Here is a 25,712-nt window from a genome sequence, read left to right on the forward strand (position 1 = left end):
CCTCGTCAGAAATCCAGATCGGCATAATGCGAAACCGGCGTCAGGCCGCGCACCCGCTCCGTCAGCATCGGCCGGAAGGAGGGGCGCGATTTCAGCCGCTGGTACCAGTCCTTGACGACGGGCGCATCCGCCCATTCGATCTCGCCGAGATAGTCGAGGATCGAGATCGAGGCGGCGGCGGCAAGATCGGCATAGCTCATCCGCTCGCCCGCCAGCCACTGGCGCGAGCCGGCAAGCCAGGTGAGATAACGCATATGCTGGCGGATATTCGCGCGGGCCGTGCGCAAAATCTTCGAATCCGGCGCTCCGCCGCCCTGATCTGATGTCATCTGCAACTTATAGACACGCTCGCGGGCGAGCGGCTTGGTCACGTCGTTTTCCATCTTCTGCATGAACCACTCGGTCAGCCGGCGGATTTCCGCCCGCTGGAAAGGGTCTTCGGCGAGCAGCCGCCGGTCGCGTTTCAGCACGCCATGCGTCTCGTCCAGATATTCGGAAATGACGGTGGCGCCGCAGAGCGCCCGCATGCTGTCGTCGACATAGACAGGCAGCGTGCCGGCCGGGTTGAGCGCCAGGAAATCCCGGCGCTTTTCCCACGTCTGCTCCTCGATCAGATCCGCCTGATAGCCGTATTCCGCCAGGATCAGCCGGACGAAGCGAGATGCGGATGACATGGGATGATGATAAAGCGTGGGCATCGATACTCGGGCTTTGTGATTGCTGTTACAGGACTGTGTGGCAGCTCGATTATAGCGCCCTAGTCATGACTCATTGGTTGAAGCTATAGGAGCTTGGCCCCGCCAATACAAGCGAATCGGATTTTAGCCCATCTGACGATGGCGAAACACCGTCTAACGAACGAATGAAAGCGGCAGCCTGATCGACCCAAGCGCTCAGGCCCGGCCGCACTTTAAACCGGAGACAATGTATGGATTATATCAATGCTGCAATTCTCGGCGTCATCGAGGGGATCACCGAATTTTTGCCGATCTCGAGCACCGGCCACCTGATCATTGCCGAGCAATGGCTCGGGCACCGGTCGGATATGTTCAACATCGTCATTCAGGCCGGCGCCATCCTCGCCGTCACCATCATCTACTGGCGTCGTCTGCTGGATCTGGTGCTCGGCTGGCGCCAGCCGGAGAACCGCGATTATGCCGCCAAGCTGATCGTCGCCTTTCTCATCACCGCAATTCTCGGGCTTGTCGTCAAGAAGCTCGGCTTCGAACTGCCGGAGACGGCGACGCCGATCGCCTGGGCGCTGATCATCGGCGGTATCTGGATGATCTTTGCGGAATGGGCTGCGGCCCGTAAGGCTCCCCACAAGGAGATCACCTGGCTCGTCGCCATTCTGGTCGGTATCGCCCAGATCGTTGCCGGCATCTTTCCGGGAACGTCGCGCTCCGGCGCCACGATCTTCGTCGCCATGCTCGCCGGCACCGGCAACCGCGCCGCCGCGACCGAGTTCGCCTTTCTCGTCGGCATCCCCACAATGTATGCCGCAAGCGGCTATGAATTGCTGAAGACCTTCAAGGACGGCGGCGCGGCAAACGAAGATTGGACGGCACTCGGCATCGCCTTCGTCGTCTCGACGATCGTCGCCTTCATTGCCGTCAAATGGCTGCTCGCCTACATCAGAAGCAACCGGTTCACGCTGTTTGCCGTCTACCGCATCATTCTCGGCGTCCTGCTGCTCGGCATGGCCGCGACCGGCCTGATCGCCTGAGACAACCTCACTGCATTGCATTCGCGCAGGCTCCCAGGCGCGAATGCCAATGCCCTGTCGGGCTTCGTCAACAGAAGCCCGATGACCGGCGAGGTGCCGCTCTTGCAGATGGGGGATATTGAGAGAATACGGGTCGCCGCCGCTTTTGAAGCCGGCAAGACTGAGCACTCCAAAACGGAACACTCATTGTGAAGCGCCCTGATTCAGGCGCTCGGGTTGACTGCTTGTCTTTGATTAAGAATGGCGGCGCCGAGGCCAGCCTTTTCGTCAATGGCTGATCGAAGCCGTCGAGCAAGGATCGACGCCGTAGGCCGGCGAGCAATCGCCCTTGACCGCTGCGACAGAGCCTGGCGCAACGAAAGAGCCTGCCAGGATAATTAGCGCCGCACACGCAAAAAGGAGCGCGATTGACTTGCCCATCGAGAAATGCCTTTCACAGTGATTGCCGCATGCGATCCAAAGCGTTGAGTCCGTTGGAAGACGCGCGGGTTTGGTAGTCAGTGGAATGGCAAATAGCAATAAATGTTCCTGCTAAATTTGGCGTTAATTCCACAAATTTTCCGATGCGTCTTTTATGCAACTGCACTTCATATGGCCGGCACAACAACATTTCAAACTTGCGCCAGCTCTACTTCAAGCCACAACGGCAAAACGCCGTCCGCATTGTCTGCGAACGGCGTTGTCAGAAGGCTCACAAAATTGTTCAGGCGGCCTTGCCGGTGCCGGTGTACTGGCCGTGCGGACGATAGTGCACGAGATAGGAGCCGAGCACCGATGCGGCCATGGTCGGCGTAATGCCGAGGCCCTTCAGCGTGCGGCCTTCCGCTTCGGCTGCTGCGGAGACGATGTTGTCCTGCTTCAGCAGCCGCACCTGGTCAGGCGTGATCGGCGGCGTGATGAAGGGGATCAACGAGGCGATGCTGCCGATCAGCGAAGCGACGCCGAAGGGCAGGGAGACCAGCGGGTTCTTGCGGCTGGTCACCTTCAGCATCGTCTCGAGACATTCGCGGAAGCTCAGCACCTCAGGCCCGCCAAGCTCGTAGACCTTGCCGCCGGCGACCTTGCCGTCGACGGCGCGGGCGACGGCCTCGGCGACATCCTCGACATAGACGGGCTGGAATTTCGTCTTGCCGCCGCCCACCAGCGGCAGGATCGGCGACATGCGGGCCATGTCGGCAAACTTGTTGAAGAAACTGTCCTCCGGCCCGAAGACGATCGAGGGACGGAAGATCACCGCATCGGACTTGATGGTGTGGATGGCGGCTTCGGCGCGGCCCTTGGTGCGGCCGTAATCCGAAGCGGATTTGGCGTCGGCGCCGATCGCTGAAATATGGGTGAGTGTCGCGCCGGCGTTGCGCGCCGCTTCGGCGACCGCGCGGGCGCCGAATTCCTGCACGGCGTCGAAGGTGTTGCGGCCGGTCTCGTGCAGAATGCCGACGCAATTGACGACATGGCTTGCCCCGTCGACGGCGCGGTCGATCGAGCTGCGATAGCGCAGGTTTGCCTGCACGAAGGAGATCTGGCCGACATTGCCGAGCGGCTGCAGGAAGCCGGCGAGATCGGGACGACGCACCGCGACGCGGATGTTATAGCCGCGTTTGGCCAGCGCCCGAACCACGTGCCTGCCGACGAAGCCGGACCCTCCGAACACGGTGACGAGCGGCGGCAGGTTGGCAAGGGTCATGGCAGGTTCCTCGAAAGGCTTTGGGAGATGCTGATCGGCTCCGTCTTAACCGAATCCGGTCGCGACGGGAAGGCCCAACGCGCCGTCAGTTTTTAGCGATGCGAGCAGCTTAGATGCCGTCGACGACGACCATTTCCGCATCCGCCGCTTCCTGGCGGATTTTCGCGGCGATCTGGTATTCCGGCGAATTGTAGCAGTCGACGGCATGCTGCATCGAAGGGAATTCGATCACGACGTTGCGCGCGCGCGCCTTGCCTTCCAGTTCGGTGAAAGCGCCGCCGCGTGCGAGAAAATTCGCACCGTATTTTTCGAAGGCGGGCTTGGCCGCCGCCACGTAATCCTTGTAGCGCTCGGCATCGCGAACATCGACGCGGGCGATCCAATATCCCTTGGCCATGGTCTTCTCCCTTTGTTTGAATTCAGCGGTTGGCCGGCCAGAGCGCGCCTACCATTTCGTTGAGCACCGCGCGGGCGGCATCTCTCGGATCGGGCGCTTTGACGATCGGCCGGGCAACGACGAGATGGGTCGCCCCCGCCTTCAGCGCGTCGAAAGGCGTCATCACCCGCTTCTGGTCGCCGTGGTCGCTGCCGGTCGGGCGAATGCCGGGGGTGACGATCGCCATATCAGGCCCGACGATCTCGCGCACCTCGGCCGCTTCCGCCGCCGAACAGACGATACCGCCCATGCCGGCGGCGCGCGCCTGGCCGGCGCGTCTGAGCACCAGGCTGTGCGGATCCTGGTTGTAGCCGGCATCGGCAAGGTCGTCAGCGTCCATCGAGGTCAGCACGGTGACGCCGAGCAGGCAGAGGCCGGAGCCGGCCGCCGCCTCGACCGCCGCCTTCATCGCCTTGGGATAGGCGTGCAGCGTCAGCATCGACATGCCCATCTTGGCGATGTTTTCCACGCCAGACGCCACCGTGTTGTCGATGTCGAGCAGTTTCATGTCGAGGAAGATCTTCTTGCCGCTGGCAGAGAGATCGCGGGCAAATTCGAGGCCGCCGGCAAAGGCCAGCTGATAGCCGATCTTATAGAAGAGGATGTCGTCGCCGAGCGTCGAAACCAGTTTCTCCGCCTCGCCGACGGTTGGAACATCCAGGCCGACGATCAACCGCTCGCGTGCGTCCATTTCAAGTCACCCCCGCCAGTCTTCGATGGGCGTCCAGTCGCATGATAAGCGGCGATCCGCAAGGCCGAAAGCATAGAGATTGCCGCCGCCGCCCGGCTGGTCGCGGTCACGGCCGATCGGCCTGCCCGCCAGATGGCATTTGAGCAGCGTGCCGACGCCGCCGTGGCCGACGAAGGCGATCGGTGCTGCCGCATCATGGGCAGAGAGGATGGTCTCGACGGCAGAAACGATGCGGGCCTGCGCATCGACGGCGCGCTCCCAGCCCCTGAAGCTCTCCTGCGGATGAGCGAAGAACCAGTTGGCTGCCTCTTCGAACTTGTCCGGCGGCAGGAAACCTGTGGCCGAGCGATCGTTCTCATGCATGCCGTGCACGATCTCGATTGTCACACCGGCAGCTTCGGCCAGGATTTCCGCTGTTTCGATCGCTTTCGTCTCATCGCTGGAGATGATGCGGGTCAGCCGTTTCGCCCAATCGCTCGACACAGCCTTACGGGCGCGCTCGGCGCCGATGTCGGAGAGACCCCATTTGGGAACGGGCACCTCCGGATCGATTTTGACCTGGGGGTGGGTGATATAAAGTCCGAACATTCATCCTCGCCGATAGATCCAGAGTTGGGCTGGAGGAATATTGCGCACGACGAAATCAAAATGATGAATGCTGTAACGATCGGCGTTGGCGGCGATCGGCGAGATCGCGCCATAGGAAATCTGCACCACCGGCCGGCCGGCCGGCACGCGGTCGAGCAGGCTTTCGAGCAGCGAGACCCGCATTGCCATCGGGAAGTTCAAGAGCGGAATGCAGGAGATGACGCAATCGAACGTCCGGTCGCCGTAGTCGCCGAGCGTGGTCTTGAGATCGAAGGCGTCGCCGTTGATGAAGTGCACGCCGGGATAGGTCCGCAGCAGATGTTGATGGAAATCCGTCGAATATTCGATCGCCACCAGATTGTCCGGCTTCACGCCGCGGCCGAGAATGGCCTTGGTGATGGCGCCAGTGCCCGGCCCGAGTTCGAGCACCGGCAGCCCGGAATTGAGGTCGATGACGCTGGCCATGCGCTTGGCGGTGATCGAGGAGGTCGGCACGATCGAGCCGACCGTCTTCGGACCCTGCATCATGCCCCGGAAGAAGCGAATCTCGTCGTCGAACTTCTTGCCCAGCCGTTCTTTCACCTTGACCCGTAAGCGCATTCTCCACCCATCCGCATGTTGATCGACTGTCTTAATATGCCGCTTGTCGCTCCAAGGACAAGGATTTTCGCAAAGAGGACATCGGCATCAACAACTCATGCCGCTTTTGGGGCGACGAGGCATGAGATCGACGAGCCTTTGGCTTCAGTGATCGGCATCGACAGGCGTGCACAACTGCTTGTCGCTATTGTCGAAATAGAGACAGTCGCCGTTGACATAGAGCGGCTCGGACAGCAGGCGGGCGGGCTTCGTTCCCGTCAGACGCGCATCGGCATCAGCACGTAGAGCGCGTCGTCGCCCGCCGTGTCGCGGATCAGCGTCGGCGAGCCGGCATCGGCCAGCAGGAAGATCGCTTCCTCGCCGGAAAGCTGCGCGGTGATGTCGAGCAGATATTTGGCATTGAAGCCGATTTCCATCGCATCCGTATCATAACCGACGGCGACTTCTTCCGTGGCGCTGCCGGAATCGGGATTGTTGACGGTCAGCATCAGCTGCCCCTCGGACAGCGCCAGCTTTACGGCGCGGCCGCGCTCGGAGGAAATGGTGGAGACACGGTCGACGGCCTGGGCGAAGCTCGTGCAGTCGACGCGCATTTCCTTGTCGTTGCCGGTGGGGATGACGCGCTGGTAATCCGGGAAGGTGCCGTCGATCAGTTTCGAGGTCAGGACGATCGAGCCGATCGTCATGCGGATCTTGGCGTCGGAGACCTCGACGGTCACCACCGCTTCCGGGTTGTCGACCAGCTTCTGCAGTTCTCCCACAGTCTTGCGCGGAATGATGATGCCCGGCATGCCTTCCGAGCCCGAGGGCGCATCGACATCGGCGCGCGCCAGCCGGTGGCCGTCGGTGGCGACGGCCCTGAGCTTCAGGTCGCCCTTGCTCTCGATCGTGTGGAAGAAGATGCCGTTGAGATAATAACGCGTCTCTTCCGTCGAGATTGCGAACTGCGTGCGGTCGATCAGCATCTTCAGATCGGTCGCCTTCAGCTTGAAGCTATGGGTGAAGGTGCCGGCGGTCAGGTCCGGGAAGTCGGATTCCGGCAGGCACTGCAGCGAGAATTTCGAGCGGCCGGACTGCACGGTCATCGAGCTGCCGTCGGCGCTGGTGGCGAGCAGCACTTCCGAGCCGTCGGAAAGTTTGCGGACGATATCGTAGAGAAGATGGGCGGGAACGGTGGTGGCGCCTGCTTGTTCGACGCTTGCCGGCGTCGCCTCGGTGATTTCGAGGTCGAGGTCGGTCGCCTTCATGTCGAGGTTCTGGCCGTCGGCTTTCAGCAATACGTTGGACAGGATCGGGATCGTGTTGCGACGTTCGACCACGCGGTGGACGTGGTTCAGCGATTTCAACAGGTTTGACCGCTCAATAGTAATACGCATGGGATGCTACCGCTTTCGACCGTGACTGTCCGGGCGCGTCGAGCACCCGAGAATGCTGTCCCGGCCTTGAGACCGGGGGAGTGGACGGGCAAAATGGCAGACTTCAGCATTGCTTTGCAAGAGGCATGCAGGGTCAAGCGCCTGCATTTCAGGTTTTCCGGAGCAATGCTCACAGAAATCCGAACCCTTGCCGAAGCGCTGCCGCTCGCCCATAAGAGTTCGATGACGGCGGGACGAAAGCAAATGGCATGAATGAGGAAACGACAGCGGAAGCGACCACTCGGCGAAGCTTCCGCCTGCACAATATGGCGGTGCCGGCCCGGCCGCTGGAGCCGGCGCTTTATCTCGTCGCCACCCCGATCGGCAATCTCGGCGACATCACGCTGCGCGCGCTGGAAACGCTGGCCGGCGCCGATGTGCTGGCCTGCGAGGATACGCGTGTCACCCGCGTGCTGCTCGACCGCTACGGCATCCAGAATCGCCCCTTTTCCTATCACGAGCACAATGCCGACGAGGCCGGCCCGCGATTGCTGCAGGCGCTCGAAGCCGGCCGTTCGGTGGCGCTGGTGTCCGATGCCGGGACGCCGCTGGTGTCCGATCCCGGTTACCGGCTGGCACAGCAGGCGATAACGGCAGGTTACCGCGTCATTCCCATTCCCGGCGCCTCGGCGCCGCTTGCAGCCCTTGTCGGCTCCGGCCTGCCGAACGATGCCTTTCTTTTCGCCGGTTTCCTGCCGGTTAAGGACAAGGCCCGGCGCGACCGTCTCGGTGAATTTGCCGCAGCCCCCGCGACGCTGATCTTCTTCGAATCGCCGCATCGCATCGGCGCGACGCTGCTCGCCGCTGCCGATGTGCTCGGGGCCACGCGGCCGGCCTCCGTCTGCCGCGAGCTGACCAAGACCTACGAGGAGTTCCGCCGCGGTACGCTTGAAGAACTCGCCGCCCACTATCAGCAGGTGGAAAACGTCAAGGGCGAGATCGTTCTCGTCGTCGGCCCGCCGGAGCCGGTAGAGACCGATGAGGCCGATGTCGAAGCGGTGCTGGCGGATCTCTCGAAGACCATGCCGACGGCCAAGGCCGCGACGGAAGCCGCCCGCCTCACCGGCCTGCCGCGCAAACTACTCTACCAGCGCCTGCTGGAGTTGAAGGGCGCCGATGGGCGATAACGGTCTCACCGCCATCCGGCGGAAGGCGCTGCGCCGCGGCCTGATGTCGGAATATATCGCGGCCGTCTTTCTGATGCTGAAAGGGTATCGCATCCTGGCGCTGCGCCACCGCACCCGGCTCGGCGAGATCGACATCATTGCCCGCAAGGGCGATCTCGCCGTCTTCGTCGAGGTCAAGGCCCGCCATGGCGAGGCCGCGGCTGTCGACGCCGTCTCTGCCGCCTCGCAGAAACGGATAAGGGCGGCAAGCGATCTCTGGCTTGCCCGCCAGGCGGATCAGGCCCGCCTGTCCCAGCGCTACGATATCGTCGCGGTCATGCCCGGCCGGCTGCCGCGGCATTTTCCGGATGCTTTCTGACCCTTTTTTTCAACCGATCGCTTTCCGGATCGTTAAACTTTTAGTTCCCGCGTGAACCAGCTTCTTACGCCTCTCTGCTACCCCCACGGCAGGGATAACAATTGGGGATTGTTTCATGGCCTGGAAGATGATGCTTGCAAGTGCGGTCGCCATGGCCGCGCGCACGGTGCCTTATGCCGTGGCAAAGCCGGTCGGGAAATCCTTCGTCGCCCATGCAAGCGACCTGCTGCCGATGAAGCCGTCGCCGATCAATCCGGACTGGATCGTCAGCGGCAACCCTGAGGCCCGCACCGGCGAACATTCGCGCGGCCATGACGAGGCCTCGCTGACGGCGATCTGGGACTGCACGGCGGGTGAATTCCGCTGGCGCTTCGGCTGGGACGAGACCGTGATGATCCTCGAAGGCGAGGTTCATATCACCGCCGAGGATGGTACCGAACGAACGCTTAGCGTCGGCGACGTCGCCTTTTTCGCCGGCGGGACCTGGGCGAGCTGGCGGGTCGACAATTACGTCCGCAAGGTCGCTTTCCTGCGCAAGCCCTTCCCGAAGCCGCTGGCGATCGCCTATCGCCTCCGCAACATGCTGCGCAATGGCGGCAACCAGGGCATCGCCGCCTAATCGGGCTGGGGCGGGGCGGTCGTTTCGCCGTTCAAAACCTCGCAGGCAAACAGGATCGGATTGTCGAGCTCGGGTGCGGTCTGCTTGTTGAGCAGAACGGCGACCGCCGCTGCGGCCATGTCTTGGATCGGCTGCTTCACCGTCGTCAGCCGCGGCGTCGTCATGCTGGCGAGCGGGATGCCGTCGAAGCCGACGATCGAAAGGGCGGCGGGGACCGGGATACCGAGATCATGGGCTGCGCGCATGCAGCCGATCGCCTGCTGGTCCGAGCTGGCAAAAATCGCCGTCGGCCGCTCGTTGCGGGCGCGGGCCAGAAGATAATTTCCCGCTGAACGGCCGCTCTCATAGTCGAAGGCCGCCTCGGCAATCAGCGGCGGCCCTGCGATTTTCGTGCCGCCGTCGGCCAGCTCCCCCGCCTGCTCTATCGCATCGAGATAACCCCTGAGGCGATCGTTGGCGGGGACGGAGTGCCCGGGCCCCGAGATGAAGCCGATGCGGCGATGGCCGAGCTTCAGAAGATGTTCGACGCCAAGACGGACACCGTTGCGGTGATCGGCGGCAATGCCGGAATATCCCGGCATCAGCCGGTCGACGACGACGATCGGCACCCCCTTCGGCAGCTTGATCTTGTGGAAGTCATTGCTGGGAACGAGCATGATGCCGTCGACCTTCCGGCTCGTCAGCTGGCTGATGCGGTCGGCCTCTTTGGCCGCATGATCGAAGGACGTCATGACGATGATGTTGTAGCCGTGACTGGCCGCCGCCTGTTCTGCCGATTGGACGAGTTCGGCAAAGAACGGATTGGTCAGATCCGGAATGACGATGCCGATTAGCCGGCTGACCTTGCTGCGCATGCTTCGCGCCGACGGGTCGGGCGTATAGCCGAGGTCTTTGATGATCTCGCCGACACGGGCCCGCAATTCCCTCGTCACCGAGGGATGATCGTTCAGAACCCGCGAAACGGTGCCGGTGGAAACTCCCGCAAGCTTGGCAACGTCCCTAATCCCGACCTTTGACATGATAGAAACAGTGGTCCTTCATCTTCGCCTTTCGAAAAACGCCGGAGAGCGCCCGATCGAGGCTTTCAGCTAATGGTCTTCAGGTCCCTAGTCAAAGGCTGTGTGGCGATTTCGACGGCTGAACCTGCATGCGACGTCCGGCAAGGCGCTTTATGGAAACGGTTCATCGCGCATATGTCAATATGCGCGTGGCATGACGATCCGGCCTATTGCCAAGCCTGCTTTTCGGCCGCTTGACAATTCTGAGCGGCATGCTACCCAGATGGCGTTGGAAACGGTTCATTGCCGCGGGCAACTCAGATGGAGCTGAGCCCAGAGCCGTTCGGGAGGAAAAAATGTCCAATTCTAAGCGTGAATCCGTCATGATCAGTGCGTCGCGCCGTGCGGCCTTGAAGCTCGGGCTTGCCGGCACCCTGGTGCTGGCGCTGTCCAGCAGCGTCTCGCCCGCCTTTGCGGCCGAAAAGCCGAAGGTCGGCCTGATCATGAAGTCTCTGTCCAATGAGTTCTTCAAGCAGATGAAGGCCGGCGCCGACAAATATGCGGCCGAAAACAAGGACAAGTTCGACTTCAAGGCCGTCGGCATGAAGGACGAGCGCGATTTCGCCGCGCAGGTCGACGCGGTCGAAAACTTCGTCACCCAGAAATACGACATCATCGTCGTGGCGCCCGCCGATTCCAAGGCGATGGCGACGCCGCTGGCAAAGGCCGTCAAGGCCGGCGTCAAGGTCATCAACATCGACGTGCCGCTCGACGCCGATGCCAAGAAAAAGGCCGGGATCGATCTCGCTTTCTTCGGGCCTGACAACAAGGAAGGGGCAAAGCTTGCGGGCGATGCGCTTGCCAAGGATCTCGGCCCCGGCGCCAAGGTCGTCATCCTCGAGGGCAACCCCGAGGCCGACAATGCCAAGGAGCGTAAGGAAGGCTTCATGGATTCCGTCAAATCCGGCAAGCTCGAGCTTCTCGACAGCAAGACCGCCCATTGGGAGACGGAAGAAGCCAACACCGTGATGACGAATTTCCTGACGAAATATAAGGATATTCAAGGTGTGATGGCCGCCAACGACTCCATGGCCCTTGGCGTCGTCAAGGCTCTGGATGCCGCCGGCCAGGCCGGCAAGATCAAGGTCGTCGGCTTCGACAATATCCCGCCCGTCCAGCCGCTGATCAAGGACGGCAAGATGCTTGCGACAGTCGAGCAGTATGGCGCGCAGATGGCGGTCATGGGCATCGACTATGGCATGCGCGAACTGGCCGGCGAAAAATTCACCGGCTGGGTCAAGACCGACGTCAAGCTCGTCACCGCTGCCGATCTGAAATAGTCGGGATATCAGGCTCCCAAAAGCAAACGTGGCGCCGGCTGCCGGCCGACGCCATCGCCACCAACCGATTGACGCGTTGATCGCTTCGGGTGAGGCTCGTTTCGGGCCTCCCCGATGCGCGTTGCGCAGAGGTTTGAAGAGACCATGCATGAGGTCGCCGTGTCAGACAGAGCAGATGACGACATCCTGAGCCTTGAGGGGATCGGCAAGCGCTTCCCCGGCGTCGTGGCGCTCAGGGATGTGTCCATTCGGATCGGTCGCGGCAAGGGGCATGTTCTCCTCGGCGAGAACGGTGCCGGAAAGTCAACCCTGATCAATCTGCTCGGCGGCGTCTTCAGGCCGGATGACGGCCATATTCTGTTTGACGGCAAGCCCTATCATCCGTCTTCGCCGCTGGAGGCGTTCAGGGCGGGCATCCGGGTCATTCACCAGGAGCTGCACCCGCTTTCGAACCTGACGGTTGCCGAAAACCTGCTGTTTGAGCATCTGCCGCGCCGATACGGCCTGGTGAACTATAAGGCGATGAACGCCAGAGCGGCGGAATTGCTGGAAGAGGTCGGTCTCGACGTGGCGCCGACGACGCTGGCCAGCCGCCTCAGCGTCGCGCAGCTGCAACTGGTCGAGATCGCCAAGGCGCTTTGCTACGAAAGCAAGCTCCTCGTTCTCGACGAACCGACGGCGACGCTCACCTCCAAGGAGGTCGATCGCCTCTTCGAAATTCTGAAGCGCCTGAAGAGCCGCGGCGTCACCACGCTTTACATCTCGCACCGGCTGGAGGAGATCTTCGAGGTCGGCGACGATGTGACGGTGCTGCGCGACGGCCAGCACGTGATCACCCGGCCGCTCTCCGGACTTGAGATCCCGGAGATCGTCGAACTGATGGTCGGGCGCAAGCTTTCCGACCACGGCATTTTCAAGGGCGACAGCGCGGTTTCAGGCGAGGCGCTCGGCGTTTCCGGCCTGAAGGTGACACGGCATAGCCCGGAACTGTCCTTCTCCGTGGCAAAGGGCGAGATCGTCGGCATTGCCGGCCTGGTCGGCAGCGGCCGCACCGAGGCGGTGCGCGCCCTGTTCGGCGCCGACGTCAAGGCATCAGGCGAGATCCGCCTGAACGGCGAGCCGGTCGAGATCAATTCGCCCAAGGATGCCGTTGCGGCCGGGCTGTGCCTCGCGACCGAAGACCGCAAGATGCAGGGCCTGATGCTCGATATGAGCTGCGCCGAAAACGCCACCATCACCGCTCTCGACAAGATCTCCCGCAACGGTTTGATCAATCGAAGGGTGGAGGACGATCATTCGCAGCGCCTGGTGCGCGAGCTCAGGATCAAGACCCCGTCCATCCGTCAGGCCGTCCGCACCTTTTCCGGCGGCAATCAACAGAAGGTCGTCATTGCCAAATGGCTGTTCCGCGGCCCCAAGGTGCTGATTTTCGATGAGCCGACCCGCGGCATCGATGTCGGCGCCAAGGCCGAAATCTATGAGCTTTTGTGGAAGTTCGCCGCCGAAGGCAAAGGTGTCCTGGTCGTCTCTTCGGATCTGCCGGAGTTGATGGGCATCTGCCATCGCATCATCGTCTTCTCCGACGGCAAGATATCAGGCGAAATCGCCCGGGAACAATTTGACGAAAGCAGGATCCTTTCGCTCGCCTACAAGGAGTACAGCCGTGTCCGCCAACATTGAAAAACAGACCGAGGCGCAAACCGGGGCGAAACAGGTAAGCGTCTGGGACAAGCTTCTCCGGATCTCGATGAAGGAAGCCGGCGTCGCCATCGCCCTCGTCCTGATCCTGGCGTTTTTCTCGGCGACGGCGCCCTATTTCGCCACACCGGAGAACTTCCTGAAGATCTTCGTGCAGATCGCCATCAACACCGTGCTGGCCGCCGGCATGACCTTCGTCATCCTCATCGGCGGCATCGATCTTTCCGTCGGCTCGCTGCTGGCCCTCTGCACTGTCATCGGTGCGACGATCATGATCGATCCGGCGTTTTCGCCATGGCAGGCGATCGTTCTCGCCTGTCTCGCCTCGATGGGCACCGGTGCCGTGCTCGGCGCCGTCAATGGCTGGATCTGCGAGAAGTGGAAGCTTCCGTCCTTCATCGTCACCCTCGGCATGCTGAATGTCGCGAGCGGCCTGGCGCGCGTGGTCAGCGACAATTCGACGATTACGGGCCTGCCTCAGCCCTTCGTCGATTTCGGCAACCTGATCTTCTGGGGCATTTTCCCCTCGATCTTCCTGATTGCGATCGTCGTCGTGCTGATCGGCTGGTTCGTGCTGCGCTATACCGTCTTCGGCCGTTTCGTCTTCGCGATCGGCACCAATGAAGAGGCGGTCCGCCTGTCGGGGCATCAGCCGAAGAGATACAAGATCGCCGTCTTCACCATCTCCGGGCTGACGGCCGGCATCGCTGCCATGGTCTATCTGCTCCGTCTCAATGTCGGCAGCCCGGTTGCCGGTATCGGCTACGAGCTGAACGCCATCGCCGCCGTCATCATCGGCGGCACCAGCCTCTCCGGCGGCAAGGGCTCGATCGTCGGCACGCTCGTCGGCGCCTGCATTCTGCAGGTCCTGTCGACGGGGTTGCAGCTGCTCGGCGCCGACGACAATATCAAGCCGATCGTCATCGGCGCGGTCATCGTGCTTGCCGTCATTCTCGACAGCTATCGCGGCCGGTTGATGCGCATCCTCGAAACCCGGTGATCGCGGGTGCGCCGGAAGGCCTGATCGGCATTGCGTTTGATACCGGGCCGACCTACATCTGTCCGGCATTCAGCGAGGGACGGAAATGGCCAAGATCACCAATGTAGCGGTCCAGATGGACCATGTCGAAGGCATCAATATCGCAGGCGATTCCACCTTCGCCATGAGCCTGGAAGCGCAGGCCCGCGGCTACAGGCTGTTCCATTACACGCCCGACCGCCTGAGCTTCCGCGACGGCAAGCTCTTTGCCAGCGTCGAGCCGATGGTGCTGCGCGACGTCAAGGGCGATCACTTCGAACTCGGCACGCCCGAGCGCGTCGATCTTTCGACCATGGATGTGGTGCTGCTGCGCCAGGATCCGCCCTTCGACATGGCCTATATCACCTCGACGCATCTGCTCGAGCGCATCCACCCGAAGACGCTCGTCGTCAACGATCCGGCCTGGGTGCGCAATTCGCCGGAAAAGATCTTCGTCACCGAATTTGCCGACCTGATGCCGAAGACGCTGATCACCAAGGACCCGGCCGAAATCCGCCGCTTCCGCGACGAGATGGGCGACATCATCCTGAAGCCGCTCTACGGCAATGGCGGCGCCGGCGTCTTCCATTCGACCCGCGACGACCGCAACCTTTCCTCGCTGCTCGAAATGTTCGGCCAGCTCTTCCGCGAGCCCTTCATCGCCCAGCAATATCTGCCCGACGTGCGCAAGGGCGACAAACGCATCATCCTGGTCGACGGCGAATTCGCCGGCGCCATCAACCGCGTGCCGGCCGAGCATGACAGCCGCTCCAACATGCATGTCGGCGGCCGCGCCGAGGCGACCGAGTTGACGGCGCGTGAGCAGGAAATCTGCGCCCGCATCGGCCCGGCGCTGCGCGAGCGCGGCTTCCTGCTCGTCGGTATTGATGTGATCGGCGATTATATGACCGAGATCAACGTCACCTCGCCGACAGGCATCCGCGAGGTCAAAAAATTCGGCGGCGCCGATATCGCAAGCCTGCTCTGGGATGCGATCGAGCGCAAACGCGGTTGATCCTGCCGCGTGACCCCACGCGCCTGCTGTGACCGGTACAACCCCGGTCGCGGCCTGTATCCGAATAAGTTCCTTGATTGTTCTTGTTTTATTCCTGCTTCCATGCCAGATTGCAACCGCTGGCCCTGAAGGGTTGCAGGGCTAGAGCAATTCCAGCAAAAGTGCATCGCGGTTTTGCCTGGCAAAGCGCGAAGCCCCTTTGCCGGGAATTGCGTGAAAACAAAGAGATAGAGCATCTCCGTGGTTCGGAGAAAAACGGAAATGCTCTATAACGGTTTGCGGGCAGGGGATGGGTTTATGGTCGCGCGTGTCAGTACGGTGGCATTCCAGGGCATCGAAGGTGTGCCAGTCGAGGTCCAGGTCATGGTCGCTCCCGGCAAGATCGGCATGCAGATCGTCGGCCTGCCCGATAAGGCGGTGGCCGAAAGCCGCGAGCGCGTCCAGGCCGCCCTTCACGCCTCCGGCCTGGCGCTGCCGGGAAAGCGGGTGACCGTCAATCTGGCACCGGCCGATCTGCCGAAGGAAGGCTCGCATTTCGATCTTCCCATCGCCCTTGCGCTGATGGCCGCGCTCGGCGCCATTCCCGCCGATGCGCTGTCGGATTTTGTCGTCGTCGGTGAACTCAATCTCGACGGAACGATTGCCGCCATATCAGGCGCGCTGCCGGCCGCAATCGGCGCCAACGCGCTCGGCAAGGGTCTGATCTGCCCGGCCGAAAGCGGCGCCGAAGCCGCCTGGGCCGGCGCCGACGTCGACATCCTCGCTCCGCGCAGCCTGATTGCCCTTGCCAATCATTTCCGCGGCACGCAGGTGCTCTCCCGCCCGGAAGCGTCGATCCGCGCCAATGCCGCCAACCTGCCTGACCTTGCCGAGATCAAGGGCCAGGAAAGCGCCAAACGGGCGCTCGAGGTCGCGGCCGCCGGCGGCCATAACCTCCTGATGGTCGGTCCTCCCGGCTCGGGCAAATCGATGCTGGCGTCCCGGCTGCCGTCGATCCTGCCGCCGCTTTCGGCCGCCGAGCTGCTCGAAGTGTCGATGGTCCATTCGATCGCCGGCCAGCTCACCGGCGGCAAGCTTTCCGATCGCCGGCCCTTCCGCACCCCGCATCATTCCGCCACCATGGCGGCGCTGGTCGGCGGCGGCATTCGTGCCCGGCCGGGCGAGGCCTCGCTCGCCCATCACGGCGTGCTCTTCCTCGACGAATTTCCCGAGTTCACGCCGCAGGCGCTCGACGCGCTGCGCCAGCCGCTGGAAGGCGGCGAATGCGTCATTGCGCGTGCCAATCACCGCGTCTCCTATCCGGCCAAATTCCAGCTGATCGCGGCGATGAACCCCTGCCGCTGCGGCATGGCCGGCGAACCCGGCCACACCTGCGCCCGCGGCCCGCGCTGCATGAGCGATTATCAGGCCCGCATCTCCGGCCCGCTGATGGACCGCATCGATATCCGCATCGACGTACCCGCCGTCTCCGCCGCCGATCTCATCCGGCCGATGGCGGCTGAATCCAGCGCCGACGTCGCCCGCCGCGTCGCCCGCGCCCGCGAGATCCAGCAGCAGCGTTTCGAGGCCGCCGGCGCCAAAGGCATCGGCACCAACGCCCGCTGCTCCACATCCATGATCGAAAAACTCGCCGAACCCGACGCCGGCGGCCTGCAGCTCTTGCGCGACGCCGCCGAAAAAATGAAATTCTCCGCCCGCGGCTACCACCGCGTCCTCAAGGTCGCCCGCACGCTCGCCGATCTCGACGACAAACCGACGGTTGGCCGCATGCATCTGGCCGAGGCGATCTCCTACCGCATTGCGGGGGAGAGGTTGACGGCTGCGGCATAACAAGATGGGGGACCGCGGGCGCGCTGACGTCCTGCTCTTCTCGTTGATCAGGTGGGCACGGCGGTGCTCGGTGATAAAGCCTATGACAGCAATGCCCTGCTCACGCGACATCGGGAACAAGCCATGCTTTCAATCAACGACAAATTTCGGTCTAGACCGAATTCGATGGGACGAACGTCTGCGGCTAGCTCTGCGTAATACAGGGTCAGCGGAGACCGACATCTAATTCGGGGAATTTGTGATAGATGCAGTCATTGATCCTGAACCACCCTATACCATGGTCCATGTCGGCCTGCGAAAGTTCCCACTCGAACGTGTCATGGCCTTCGTAACCGTAGATTAGTGCCATGGTAGTCAACTCAGTAAACGGCCCAGGAGGAAATGGGATGCCGTACACTATCGCCTCCTTTGCAGGGAACTTTCCTTTGACGACCTTCTTGATCTCCAACTCTGCTCTTACCAACTGCCCTGGGAAATCTTTGTCGGTCGTTATCAAACCAGAAGGGCTGATGGAAAGTGATCTGACCCTCGCCTCCACGACGACCTCCGCCTTCGCAAGCAGTTCTTTCTGGCTAGGACATGGCGACATTGCCGCAGTCTGCCGCAGACCAATAGCTGACAGAACCAAAACTGCTGTACATAATAATCGCGCCTGCGCGTTCAGCATTCTTTCCTTCCCACACCAGTGCACTTAGCTTTCTTCGATCCAATAAGGATGAACGCAAATCCCCACTTAACAGTATAGAGCGCGACTTTGCCTCCAAGTTTTATCCAATTTTAAGTTCGCTCAAGCGGATTTCATCAGCAAGAGCAAGGGGCGCCGCAGCGCCCCAACATCCCCGCGAGGATTAAAAAGCCAAATCCCCGTCTCAGCTCCCCAACCCTTCAAACAACGCCGTCGACAGATACCGCTCCGCGAAAGACGGAATGATGATGACGATGTTCTTGCCGGCGTTCTCCGGACGGCTGCCGACCTTGATGGCGGCGGTGAGCGCCGCACCCGAGGAGATGCCGACCGGCACGCCTTCAAGCCTTGCGACAAGGCGCGCCTGTTCGAAGGCCTCGTCATTGGTGACGGTGACGACCTCGTCATAGATGCCGGTATCGAGGATTTTGGGCGCGAAGCCGGCGCCGATGCCCTGGATCTTGTGCGGGCCGGGGTTGCCGCCGGAAAGGATCGGCGAATCGGCCGGCTCGACGGCGATGATCTGGATCTCGGGCTTGCGGCTCTTCAGCACCTGGCCGACGCCGGTGATCGTGCCGCCGGTGCCGATGCCGGAGACGACGATATCGACGGTGCCGTCGGTGTCGTTCCAGATTTCCTCGGCCGTCGTCTTGCGGTGGATCTCCGGATTGGCCGGGTTTTCGAACTGCTGCGGAATGACGGCGTCGGGCAGCGACGCGGCCAGTTCCTCCGCCTTGGCGATGGCGCCCTTCATGCCCTTCGGTCCCTCGGTCAGCACCAGCTCGGCGCCGAGCAGCGCCAGCATCTTGCGGCGCTCGACCGACATGGTTTCCGGCATGGTCAGGATCAGCCGGTAACCCTTGGCGGCGGCGGCGAAGGCGAGCGCGATGCCTGTATTGCCCGAGGTCGGCTCGATCAGCACCGTCTTGCCTGATGTGATCTTGCCCTCGGCTTCGAGGCTTTCGATCATCGCCACGCCGATGCGGTCCTTGACCGAGGCGATCGGGTTGAAGAATTCGAGCTTGCCGATCAGGTTTGCCACCACGCCCTTTTCCCGCGCCAGCTTGTCGAAGCGCACGAGCGGCGTGTTGCCGATGGTTTCGGTGATCGAGGAATAGATGCGGCCGCGGCCGGGCTTGTGCGACATGGGTGCTCTCCCTTTGAAATCCTGCTCCTGAAATCGAGGGGAGAATAGGATCAAAGGCTTGAAGAGGCCAGCCCGCTCCATCCCGGGGGAGCGGAACGCGGAGAAAAAAACCTTTGGAAACCGGCTCTTGCCGAATATTTATTTCAGGCGGCCCGTGTGGCGATGAAGGCAGCGGTGCCGGCGAGGATGCCGGAGGCAACCCGGTTGAGCAGCTGCAGCGCGCGTGGCTTTTTCAGCATGGTGCGGGCCCGCGAGGCAAGCAGCATATAGGGCACGAGCACGACGATCAGCACGACGAAGGTGACGGCGAGCAGCAGCGCGTAGTCACGCAGCCCGATATTGCCGATATCGATCAGCGTCGGCGCCAGCGCGACATAGAACAGCATGGTCTTCGGATTGCCGAGCGTCACCAACAGGCCGGAGAGGAAGGACAGGCCGATATTGCTGGATTTCTTCGCCGCGATATCCTGCGGCAGCAATCCCGCCGTCCAGAGTTTCCAGGCGATATAGCCGAGATAAAGCGCGCCGGCGATCTTGATGGCGACGAACACCTCGGTGAAGGTCTGCGCCACGAAGGCAAGGCCGAGAATGACCGCGGTAAGATAGATCATGTCGCCGAGCACCAGGCCGAGACCCATGAAGAGGGTCTCACGGAAATTCGAGCCGAGCGCGCGGGCGACGACCGCGGTGATCCCGGGTCCGGGAATGGCGGCTGCGATGAACAGCGCTCCGGCATAGGCGATCAGGGCAGTCAGGCTCATCTGTCATATCCACTGGATTGGGTAATCTCTCTATAGGCGCGCGTTGCGGTCTCATCAATGCATCGGCGCTGATCTGTCCATCAGCATCAGGAATAGGTCTGCTGAACCATCATCCACTTGGAAAGCGTTCCGGCCTTGCTAGTTTTCTCTCTGCACGCGCCCCCGGCGTTCTCCGCGCTTCTCCAAGAGGAGCGCGGCGCTGTCGAGATTTTTCAGCACCAAGGAGAGAATGATGTCCCCTAGCTCCGCCGAAACCCGCAGACTTTCGCCCCTCAAGACGCCGTCCACCCTGTCGACCAACGCCGTCACCGACATTTCGGCGGCGCTGACCGCGCTGCTTGCCGATGTCTTTACCCTTTATGTGAAGACCAAGAATTTCCACTGGCACATGTCCGGCCCGCATTTTCGCGACTACCATCTGCTGCTCGACGAACAGGCCGAGCAGATTTTTGCCATGACCGACGACGTCGCCGAGCGCGCCCGCAAGATCGGCGGCGTGACCTTGCGCTCGATCGGCCAGATCGCCCGCCAGCAGCGTATTGCCGACAATGACGCGGATTTCGTCACGCCCGAGGATATGCTGTCGGAACTGCGCGAGGACAACGCCCAGCTGGTTTCGCTGCTGCGCGAAGTGCACGATCTCTGCGACGAGCATAAGGATGTCGCAACCGCCAGCCTGATCGAAAACTGGATCGACGAGGCCGAGCGCCGCACCTGGTTCCTGTTCGAAACGACGCGCAGATAGAAATAGAGCCGCAAGCCGGGCATGGCGCCGTGCGTGCGGCCTGCCCGGCTTCGAGCCCTCAGCTCTCCAGCGCCCTCGGACGCAGCCACCGCGGCGTCCAGCCGAGGTTCATGCCGGCGGCGGCGAGCAGGATGATGGCCGCACCTGATATCTGCATCGGCTGCAGCGCATGGCCGAAGGCCAGCCGGTCGACCAGGATCGCCGCGATCGGATAAAGGAAAGAGAGGGCGCCGGTGAGATGCGTCGGCAGCCTTTGGATCGCCCCGTAAAGCAGCACATACATCAGCCCGGTATGGACGACGCCGACGCTGACGAGGATCGCCCATGTCCCCACATCCTGAGGCGGATGGGAAAAATCGGTCATCGGCGCCAGCATCAGCATACCCGTCGCGACCTGAATGAGGGCGATGAGGTGCGGCGGCGTGCCCTTCAGCCATTTCGCGGCAAGGGCTGCAAGCGCGTAGAAGAAGGCGGCCCCCAGCGCCATCAGGATGCCGAGGCCGTAGCTCTCGGACGTAGCGCCGCTTCCACCCGGTTTTGCCTGGACGATCGCCATCATGCCGGCGAAGGCGAGCGCCAGCCAGAACAGCTTGGTGGCGGTGATCTTCTCGCCGAGAAACAGCGCGCCGAGCACCAGCAGCATGAAGGGCTGGGTGTTGTAGACGGTGGTGGCGATCGAGATCGTCGCATGTGAGTAGGAGGCAAACAGCAGCAGCCAGTTCAACACGATGGCGACGCCGCCGAAAACGGCGATGCCGAAGGCGCGGAGCGTGATGATGCCGGGCCGCAGCAGCCCCAGAGCGCCGCAGATGATCAGCAAAGTCAGCGCGCCGAACAGGCAGCGCCAGAAGACGACGCCGCTGACCGGCTGGCCCGACATGACCACGAACCAGCCGATCGTCCCCGAGATCAGCATCGCGGCCGTCATTTCCGCCGTACCTCTTTTGATATCACCACCCATGATAGCCTCCTTTATGATGACGATAAGGATATTGCGGCGGAAGACGATTTTATATAAGAATAGAACGGACGATAATCGATATCACCTAATAATATGAGGATAATCTGGCGCTGTGGCTAATGAAGTGCAATCGCTCGACGAAATCGACCAGGCCATGCTGGAGGCGCTGGCCGGCAATGCGCGGATTTCGCTGAAGGAATTGGCGCAGCAGGTCGGCCTGTCCTCGCCGAGCGCCGCCGAGCGTCTGCGCCGGCTGGAGGAGCGGGGCGTCGTCAAGGCCTTCACCATCGATCTCGACCCCGCCGCCGTCGGTTATCCCCTGCAGGCGATCGTGCGCGTGCGGCCGCTGCCGGGCCAACTGCACATGGTCGAGCGCATCATCCAGGACATTCCCGAAATCGTCGAATGCGACAAGGTCACCGGCGAGGATTGTTTCATCGCCCGCCTGGTGGTGCGCTCGATGGCGGAACTCGACGGCCTCCTCGATAAGGTCGCCGAACGGGCGGAAACCAACACCGCGATGATCAAGGCCTCGCCCGTCAAGCGCCGCCTGCCGCCGCTTTCTCGGAAAAGGTAGGAGTTGGCTGAGCAGGAGCCCGAGAAATCTGGCTCCGATGGCGTCTCCCACGGGAATTGGGTGGCGTCGAGCAACCCCGTGGCCCTTAGTTCCCCTTCAGAACCTCTCTCACGCATTTCTCAAGCGGATCTTTTGTATCGATGAAGGACCGGCATTCGCGAATGGCATATGCTGCCGCCATTTCGGCATTACGGTTGAAGCCAGGAGTTCCCCCCGGACGGAAAGTCGCGGCAGCTCCACCAAAAAGATCCCTAAGTCCGATCGATTGCAGCAGAACTGCGTAAAGGCAGCCTGCCGGATTGATATCGCGGTCGACGACGACGTTGATAACCGGATATCCTTTCCCGCGCTCATGGTAGCATCCGGATGTGTCCGGCTTGCTTCGGAGCGTATCAACGTCATGAACGGCTATTTGGCCCAATTTTGCCAACTTGAGCGCCTCACGATCAACGAATACGTCGACGGTCTGGGCGTTTGACGGCTGGTTCTGGTCACCGAAAGGCGCATACGGCGCTCCAATCGAGTAATCGATCGATTGGCTGGCGTTGAAATCGAGCCGGACGTCTGCGTAAGCCATGACCACAAAAAACACGCGCAAAAACTCGAGCTGCAAAGTTTGAATATCGCCCTTTTCCATGCCCTTCGCGTTGATGACGATGTTTACTTCGATAGTCTTGTCGATGTCGAGGATCGGCGCGCTCGATTTCGACACGGCAAATGCGACTATTTCTTCCGAAGACAGAGATGAGCGAATCGACTGTAGCTTTGTTGAATCGATCGCAAGCGTCGGTGTCGCAACGAATGCTGCAGCCAGCACTGCAATCACGCGCCATGACGCGCCCTTAAATCGCATAAGTTCCCCCCGAGAATGCTGTTCCCGCCATTCATCAACCGACCAATGGCTTGAATGGTCTAATTGGCCAATCACACGCCGGTGGAACCGAAGCCGCCTGCGCCGCGCGCCGTTGCGCTGGCCTCGGTGATCTCCGCCACCCGCGCCTGAGTCACCGGCGCGATCACCATCTGGGCGATGCGCATGCCGCGCTCGATGAGGAAGGGCTCTTCGCCGAGATTGATCAGCAGCACCTTCACTTCGCCGCGATAGTCGCTGTCGACGGTGCCGGGCGTATTCAGGCAGGTGATGCCGTGTTTGAAGGCAAGGCCGGAGCGCGGCCGCACCTGTCCTTCGAAGCCTTCGGGAATTTCGAAGATGAAGCCGGTCGGCACCAGAGCCCGTTTGCCGGGCGAGAGCGTCAGCGGCGCTGCCGCGTCGACGGCGGCGCGCAGGTCCATGCCGGCCGCGCCCTTGCTTTCATAGGCGGGCAGGTCGAGGCCTTCGCCGTTCGCCAGGCGGATGAGGTTCAGCGTCGGTCTGATATCGTGATGAATGGTCATGGCCCATTACTTTGCGCGAGCGCGGGCAAGGTCAATTGCATTGCCGGGCTTTAATCGCTAGATACGCCGCAATTCCACAGGATTCACAATCATGGCCGAAAGCCTCGCCGAGGCGGTCTCCCGCCGCCGCACATTCGCTATTATCGCCCACCCGGACGCGGGCAAGACGACGCTCACCGAAAAGCTGCTGCTGTTCGGCGGCGCCATTCAGCTCGCCGGCGAAGTCAAGGCGAAGAAGGACCGCATGCAGACGCGCTCCGACTGGATGAAGATCGAGCGCGAGCGCGGCATCTCGGTCGTCACCTCGGTGATGACCTTCGAATATAACGACAATGTCTTCAACATCCTCGACACGCCGGGTCACGAGGATTTCGCCGACGACACCTATCGCACGCTGACGGCCGTCGATGCCGCCGTCATGGTCATCGATGCCGCCAAGGGCATCGAGCCGCGCACGCTGAAGCTGTTCGAAGTCTGCCGCATGCGCGATATCCCGATCATCACCTTCATCAACAAGATGGACAGGGAAAGCCGCGATCCCTTCGAGATCCTCGATGAAGTGGAAGAGAAGCTGGCGCTCGATACGGCGCCGATCACCTGGCCGATCGGCCGCTCGAAGACCTTTTGCGGCTCCTACAATATCGCCGCCAACACGGTGCGCGGGTCGGATACCGAAGTCGAGGGAACGCCGGTCAACGGCCCGCAGAGCGTGGCCGGCAGGCTGCCGGAAAACGAGCGGCAGGCCTTCGTTGACGAGACGGAGCTGGCGATCGAGGCCTGCCGCCCCTTCGACCGCCAGGCCTTCCTGGAAGGCCATATGACGCCGGTTTTCTTCGGCTCGGCGCTGCGCAATTTCGGCGTTCGCGATCTGATCAACGCGCTCGGCGAGTTCGCGCCGCCGCCGCGTGACCAGGTCGCCGATACCAGGACCGTGCATGCGACCGACGACAAGATGACGGCCTTCGTCTTCAAGATCCAGGCCAACATGGATCCGAACCACCGCGACCGTATCGCCTTTGCCCGCATCTGCTCCGGCAAGCTCGAGCGCGGCATGAAGGCCAGGCTCGCCCGCACCGGCAAGCAGCTCGGTCTGACGGCGCCGCAATTCTTCTTCGCCTCGCAGCGCCAGCTCGCCGACACCGCCTATGCCGGCGACGTCGTTGGCATTCCCAATCACGGCACGCTCCGCATCGGCGATACGCTGACCGAGGGTGAAGCCCTGGTCTTCCAGGGCGTGCCGAACTTCTCGCCGGAGATCCTGCGCCGCGTGCGCCTGGAAGACGCGATGAAGGCGAAGAAACTCAAGGAAGCCCTGCAGCAGATGGCCGAAGAAGGCGTCGTCCAGCTGTTTTCGCCGGAAGACGGCTCGCCCGCCATCGTCGGCGTCGTCGGCGCCCTGCAGCTCGACGTCTTGAAGGAGCGGCTGATGGCCGAATACGGCCTGCCGGTCTCCTTCGAAATGTCGCGCTTCTCCGTCTGCCGCTGGATCTCCGCCGACCAGCCGGCCGATCTCGACAAATTCCTCACCGTCAAACGCGGCGATATCGCCCGCGACCTCGACGGCGATCCCGTCTTCCTCGCCCAGGACGGCTTCTCGCTGCGTTACGAGTCCGAACGTTATCCGGCGATCAAGATGGTCGCCATCAAGGAATACCACGCCGCCAAGGCGGCGTGAGACTGCCCCGTCGTTCACGTCCAAGACCCCTCCCCAACCCCTCCCCACAAGGGGGAGGGGCTTAACCTGCCGCAGCTGTTTTCCATATCTGCGGCGTTTCGAGTGGAACGAGGCGATCGCTCCGGGTTAGTCCCTCCCCCTTGTGGGGAGGGGTTGGGGAGGGGTCTTTCACAGCCGGATGCAAGGGGCCGCGCCCAAGCGCCCCCATCTCATCAATCCTCGCCCTCGAACCGCGGCAGGTGCTCGATATTCTCCACTCCGGCCAGAGCCGATCGACACCAGATCTGTTTCTGGGGCGTAAGTTCCCGCCGCTGGTCGATGCTGCCGACGCGGATACCGATCGCGCCGCCTTCGCCGTCGGTGCGGTAAAGCGGCGATCCGCAATTCGGGCAGAAGAATTGCCGGCTGAGACCGCCGCTGTCGCCATATTTCGTATAGGCTTTCGGCGCGCCCGAGGTGAGGGTGAAACTGCCCGGCCGCGCCGGTGTGGTGATGCGATAGGCTGAGCCTGTCAGCCGCTGGCAATCGGTGCAGTGGCAGATCGTGACCCGTTCCGGATTGATCTCCGCCTGGTAGCGGATCGCGCCGCAGTGGCATCCCCCGGTAATATGCATCGGCATGTC

Annotated in this window: 28 protein-coding genes; 13 read left to right on the forward strand and 15 right to left on the reverse strand. The window is 62.1% G+C overall.

All coding sequences use genetic code 11. The features are described from left to right. Positions 1 to 5: 5 nt before the first annotated feature. A complete protein-coding gene (locus tag CO666_RS12945; protein ID WP_097612510.1) occupies positions 6 to 698 on the reverse strand; it encodes a glutathione S-transferase family protein in 693 nt (230 codons plus the stop codon). A 230-nt stretch (positions 699 to 928) separates the two neighbouring features. Here CO666_RS12945 and CO666_RS12950 point away from each other — a divergent pair, with 230 nt between their 5' ends. Beyond that, positions 929 to 1,726: an undecaprenyl-diphosphate phosphatase gene (locus CO666_RS12950; RefSeq protein ID WP_097612511.1), complete on the forward strand. Its 798-nt coding sequence runs from the start codon at positions 929 to 931 to the stop codon at positions 1,724 to 1,726. 703 nt (positions 1,727 to 2,429) lie between these two features. On the opposite strand, the gene CO666_RS12960 is transcribed toward CO666_RS12950, so the two are convergent. From CO666_RS12960 to dnaN, 6 genes are all read right to left on the reverse strand, one after another. Then, a complete protein-coding gene (locus CO666_RS12960) occupies positions 2,430 to 3,410 on the reverse strand; it encodes a complex I NDUFA9 subunit family protein (RefSeq protein ID WP_097612512.1) in 981 nt (326 codons plus the stop codon). Positions 3,411 to 3,519: 109 nt separating this feature from the next. Next, positions 3,520 to 3,807 (reverse strand): DUF1330 domain-containing protein, encoded by a 288-nt coding sequence (locus CO666_RS12965; RefSeq protein ID WP_085735767.1) that lies wholly within the window; start codon positions 3,805 to 3,807, stop codon positions 3,520 to 3,522. 22 nt (positions 3,808 to 3,829) lie between these two features. After that, positions 3,830 to 4,537, reverse strand: a complete 708-nt coding sequence (gene pyrF, locus CO666_RS12970) for an orotidine-5'-phosphate decarboxylase (protein WP_097612513.1) — start codon at positions 4,535 to 4,537, stop codon at positions 3,830 to 3,832. 6 nt (positions 4,538 to 4,543) lie between these two features. Then, positions 4,544 to 5,125, reverse strand: a complete 582-nt coding sequence (locus CO666_RS12975; protein WP_097612514.1) for a histidine phosphatase family protein — start codon at positions 5,123 to 5,125, stop codon at positions 4,544 to 4,546. Further along, positions 5,126 to 5,725: a phospholipid N-methyltransferase PmtA gene (gene pmtA / locus CO666_RS12980; protein WP_097612515.1), complete on the reverse strand. Its 600-nt coding sequence runs from the start codon at positions 5,723 to 5,725 to the stop codon at positions 5,126 to 5,128. It abuts the gene before it with no gap. Positions 5,726 to 5,982: 257 nt separating this feature from the next. Beyond that, positions 5,983 to 7,101: a DNA polymerase III subunit beta gene (dnaN, locus tag CO666_RS12985; RefSeq protein ID WP_097612516.1), complete on the reverse strand. Its 1,119-nt coding sequence runs from the start codon at positions 7,099 to 7,101 to the stop codon at positions 5,983 to 5,985. Between the two features lie 93 nt (positions 7,102 to 7,194). Here dnaN and CO666_RS12990 point away from each other — a divergent pair, with 93 nt between their 5' ends. From CO666_RS12990 to CO666_RS13005, 4 genes are all read left to right on the forward strand, one after another. Next, positions 7,195 to 7,353: a methyltransferase gene (locus CO666_RS12990; RefSeq protein ID WP_097612571.1), complete on the forward strand. Its 159-nt coding sequence runs from the start codon at positions 7,195 to 7,197 to the stop codon at positions 7,351 to 7,353. Beyond that, positions 7,350 to 8,267 (forward strand): 16S rRNA (cytidine(1402)-2'-O)-methyltransferase, encoded by a 918-nt coding sequence (gene rsmI, locus CO666_RS12995; RefSeq protein WP_097612517.1) that lies wholly within the window; start codon positions 7,350 to 7,352, stop codon positions 8,265 to 8,267. The genes CO666_RS12990 and rsmI overlap by 4 nt, the downstream gene beginning before the upstream one ends. Next, positions 8,257 to 8,625 carry a YraN family protein gene (locus CO666_RS13000; protein WP_097612518.1) on the forward strand — a complete coding sequence of 123 codons (369 nt, stop codon included), beginning with the start codon at positions 8,257 to 8,259 and terminating at the stop codon, positions 8,623 to 8,625. Before rsmI ends, CO666_RS13000 begins: the two co-directional genes overlap by 11 nt. A 115-nt stretch (positions 8,626 to 8,740) precedes the next feature. Then, positions 8,741 to 9,244, forward strand: coding sequence for a cupin domain-containing protein (locus tag CO666_RS13005; protein ID WP_097612519.1), 504 nt, complete (start codon positions 8,741 to 8,743; stop codon positions 9,242 to 9,244). On the opposite strand, the gene CO666_RS13010 is transcribed toward CO666_RS13005, so the two are convergent. Continuing rightward, positions 9,241 to 10,263, reverse strand: coding sequence for a LacI family DNA-binding transcriptional regulator (locus tag CO666_RS13010; protein ID WP_097612520.1), 1,023 nt, complete (start codon positions 10,261 to 10,263; stop codon positions 9,241 to 9,243). The two genes, CO666_RS13005 and CO666_RS13010, sit on opposite strands and share 4 nt — an antisense overlap. Before the next feature lie 335 nt (positions 10,264 to 10,598). On the opposite strand from CO666_RS13010, the gene CO666_RS13015 reads away from it, so the two are divergent. The 5 genes from CO666_RS13015 (at position 10,599) to CO666_RS13035 (ending at position 17,143) form a co-directional block, all read left to right on the forward strand. Beyond that, the gene (locus tag CO666_RS13015; protein ID WP_097612521.1) at positions 10,599 to 11,582 is read left to right on the forward strand and encodes a sugar ABC transporter substrate-binding protein; all 984 of its coding nucleotides are present in this window, start codon (positions 10,599 to 10,601) and stop codon (positions 11,580 to 11,582) included. A gap of 144 nt (positions 11,583 to 11,726) precedes the next feature. After that, positions 11,727 to 13,262: a sugar ABC transporter ATP-binding protein gene (locus tag CO666_RS13020; protein ID WP_097612522.1), complete on the forward strand. Its 1,536-nt coding sequence runs from the start codon at positions 11,727 to 11,729 to the stop codon at positions 13,260 to 13,262. Beyond that, positions 13,246 to 14,280 (forward strand): ABC transporter permease, encoded by a 1,035-nt coding sequence (locus CO666_RS13025; RefSeq protein ID WP_097612523.1) that lies wholly within the window; start codon positions 13,246 to 13,248, stop codon positions 14,278 to 14,280. Before CO666_RS13020 ends, CO666_RS13025 begins: the two co-directional genes overlap by 17 nt. An 85-nt stretch (positions 14,281 to 14,365) precedes the next feature. Next, positions 14,366 to 15,313, forward strand: coding sequence for a glutathione synthase (gene gshB, locus CO666_RS13030; protein ID WP_097612524.1), 948 nt, complete (start codon positions 14,366 to 14,368; stop codon positions 15,311 to 15,313). Between the two features lie 297 nt (positions 15,314 to 15,610). Further along, complete coding sequence (locus CO666_RS13035) at positions 15,611 to 17,143, forward strand: YifB family Mg chelatase-like AAA ATPase (protein WP_097612525.1); 1,533 nt, start codon at positions 15,611 to 15,613, stop codon at positions 17,141 to 17,143. 205 nt (positions 17,144 to 17,348) lie between these two features. Here CO666_RS13035 and CO666_RS13040 read toward each other — a convergent pair whose 3' ends face one another. From CO666_RS13040 to CO666_RS13050, 3 genes are all read right to left on the reverse strand, one after another. Then, complete coding sequence (locus CO666_RS13040; RefSeq protein WP_245436782.1) at positions 17,349 to 17,810, reverse strand: hypothetical protein; 462 nt, start codon at positions 17,808 to 17,810, stop codon at positions 17,349 to 17,351. 202 nt (positions 17,811 to 18,012) lie between these two features. After that, complete coding sequence (gene cysK, locus CO666_RS13045; protein WP_097612526.1) at positions 18,013 to 18,975, reverse strand: cysteine synthase A; 963 nt, start codon at positions 18,973 to 18,975, stop codon at positions 18,013 to 18,015. 143 nt (positions 18,976 to 19,118) lie between these two features. Continuing rightward, positions 19,119 to 19,736, reverse strand: coding sequence for a LysE family translocator (locus tag CO666_RS13050; RefSeq protein ID WP_097612527.1), 618 nt, complete (start codon positions 19,734 to 19,736; stop codon positions 19,119 to 19,121). 232 nt (positions 19,737 to 19,968) lie between these two features. Here CO666_RS13050 and CO666_RS13055 point away from each other — a divergent pair, with 232 nt between their 5' ends. Next, a complete protein-coding gene (locus CO666_RS13055) occupies positions 19,969 to 20,481 on the forward strand; it encodes a Dps family protein (protein WP_097612528.1) in 513 nt (170 codons plus the stop codon). Between the two features lie 58 nt (positions 20,482 to 20,539). Here CO666_RS13055 and CO666_RS13060 read toward each other — a convergent pair whose 3' ends face one another. Then, positions 20,540 to 21,442, reverse strand: coding sequence for a DMT family transporter (locus CO666_RS13060; RefSeq protein WP_097612529.1), 903 nt, complete (start codon positions 21,440 to 21,442; stop codon positions 20,540 to 20,542). A 112-nt stretch (positions 21,443 to 21,554) separates the two neighbouring features. On the opposite strand from CO666_RS13060, the gene CO666_RS13065 reads away from it, so the two are divergent. Then, a complete protein-coding gene (locus CO666_RS13065; protein ID WP_097612530.1) occupies positions 21,555 to 22,019 on the forward strand; it encodes an Lrp/AsnC family transcriptional regulator in 465 nt (154 codons plus the stop codon). An 85-nt stretch (positions 22,020 to 22,104) separates the two neighbouring features. Here the strand turns inward: CO666_RS13065 and CO666_RS13070 are convergent, their stop codons facing one another. Both CO666_RS13070 and dut read right to left on the reverse strand, forming a co-directional pair. Continuing rightward, a complete protein-coding gene (locus tag CO666_RS13070; RefSeq protein ID WP_097612531.1) occupies positions 22,105 to 22,872 on the reverse strand; it encodes a hypothetical protein in 768 nt (255 codons plus the stop codon). 71 nt (positions 22,873 to 22,943) lie between these two features. Then, positions 22,944 to 23,414 carry a dUTP diphosphatase gene (gene dut / locus CO666_RS13075; protein ID WP_097612532.1) on the reverse strand — a complete coding sequence of 157 codons (471 nt, stop codon included), beginning with the start codon at positions 23,412 to 23,414 and terminating at the stop codon, positions 22,944 to 22,946. Positions 23,415 to 23,505: 91 nt separating this feature from the next. Here dut and CO666_RS13080 point away from each other — a divergent pair, with 91 nt between their 5' ends. Further along, positions 23,506 to 25,089 carry a peptide chain release factor 3 gene (locus CO666_RS13080; protein WP_097612533.1) on the forward strand — a complete coding sequence of 528 codons (1,584 nt, stop codon included), beginning with the start codon at positions 23,506 to 23,508 and terminating at the stop codon, positions 25,087 to 25,089. 212 nt (positions 25,090 to 25,301) lie between these two features. Here CO666_RS13080 and CO666_RS13085 read toward each other — a convergent pair whose 3' ends face one another. Further along, positions 25,302 to 25,703 (reverse strand): GFA family protein, encoded by a 402-nt coding sequence (locus CO666_RS13085; RefSeq protein WP_097612573.1) that lies wholly within the window; start codon positions 25,701 to 25,703, stop codon positions 25,302 to 25,304. Positions 25,704 to 25,712: the final 9 nt, after the last annotated feature.

It is taken from the genome of Rhizobium chutanense, from assembly GCF_002531935.1.
GTDB lineage: Bacteria > Pseudomonadota > Alphaproteobacteria > Rhizobiales > Rhizobiaceae > Rhizobium > Rhizobium chutanense.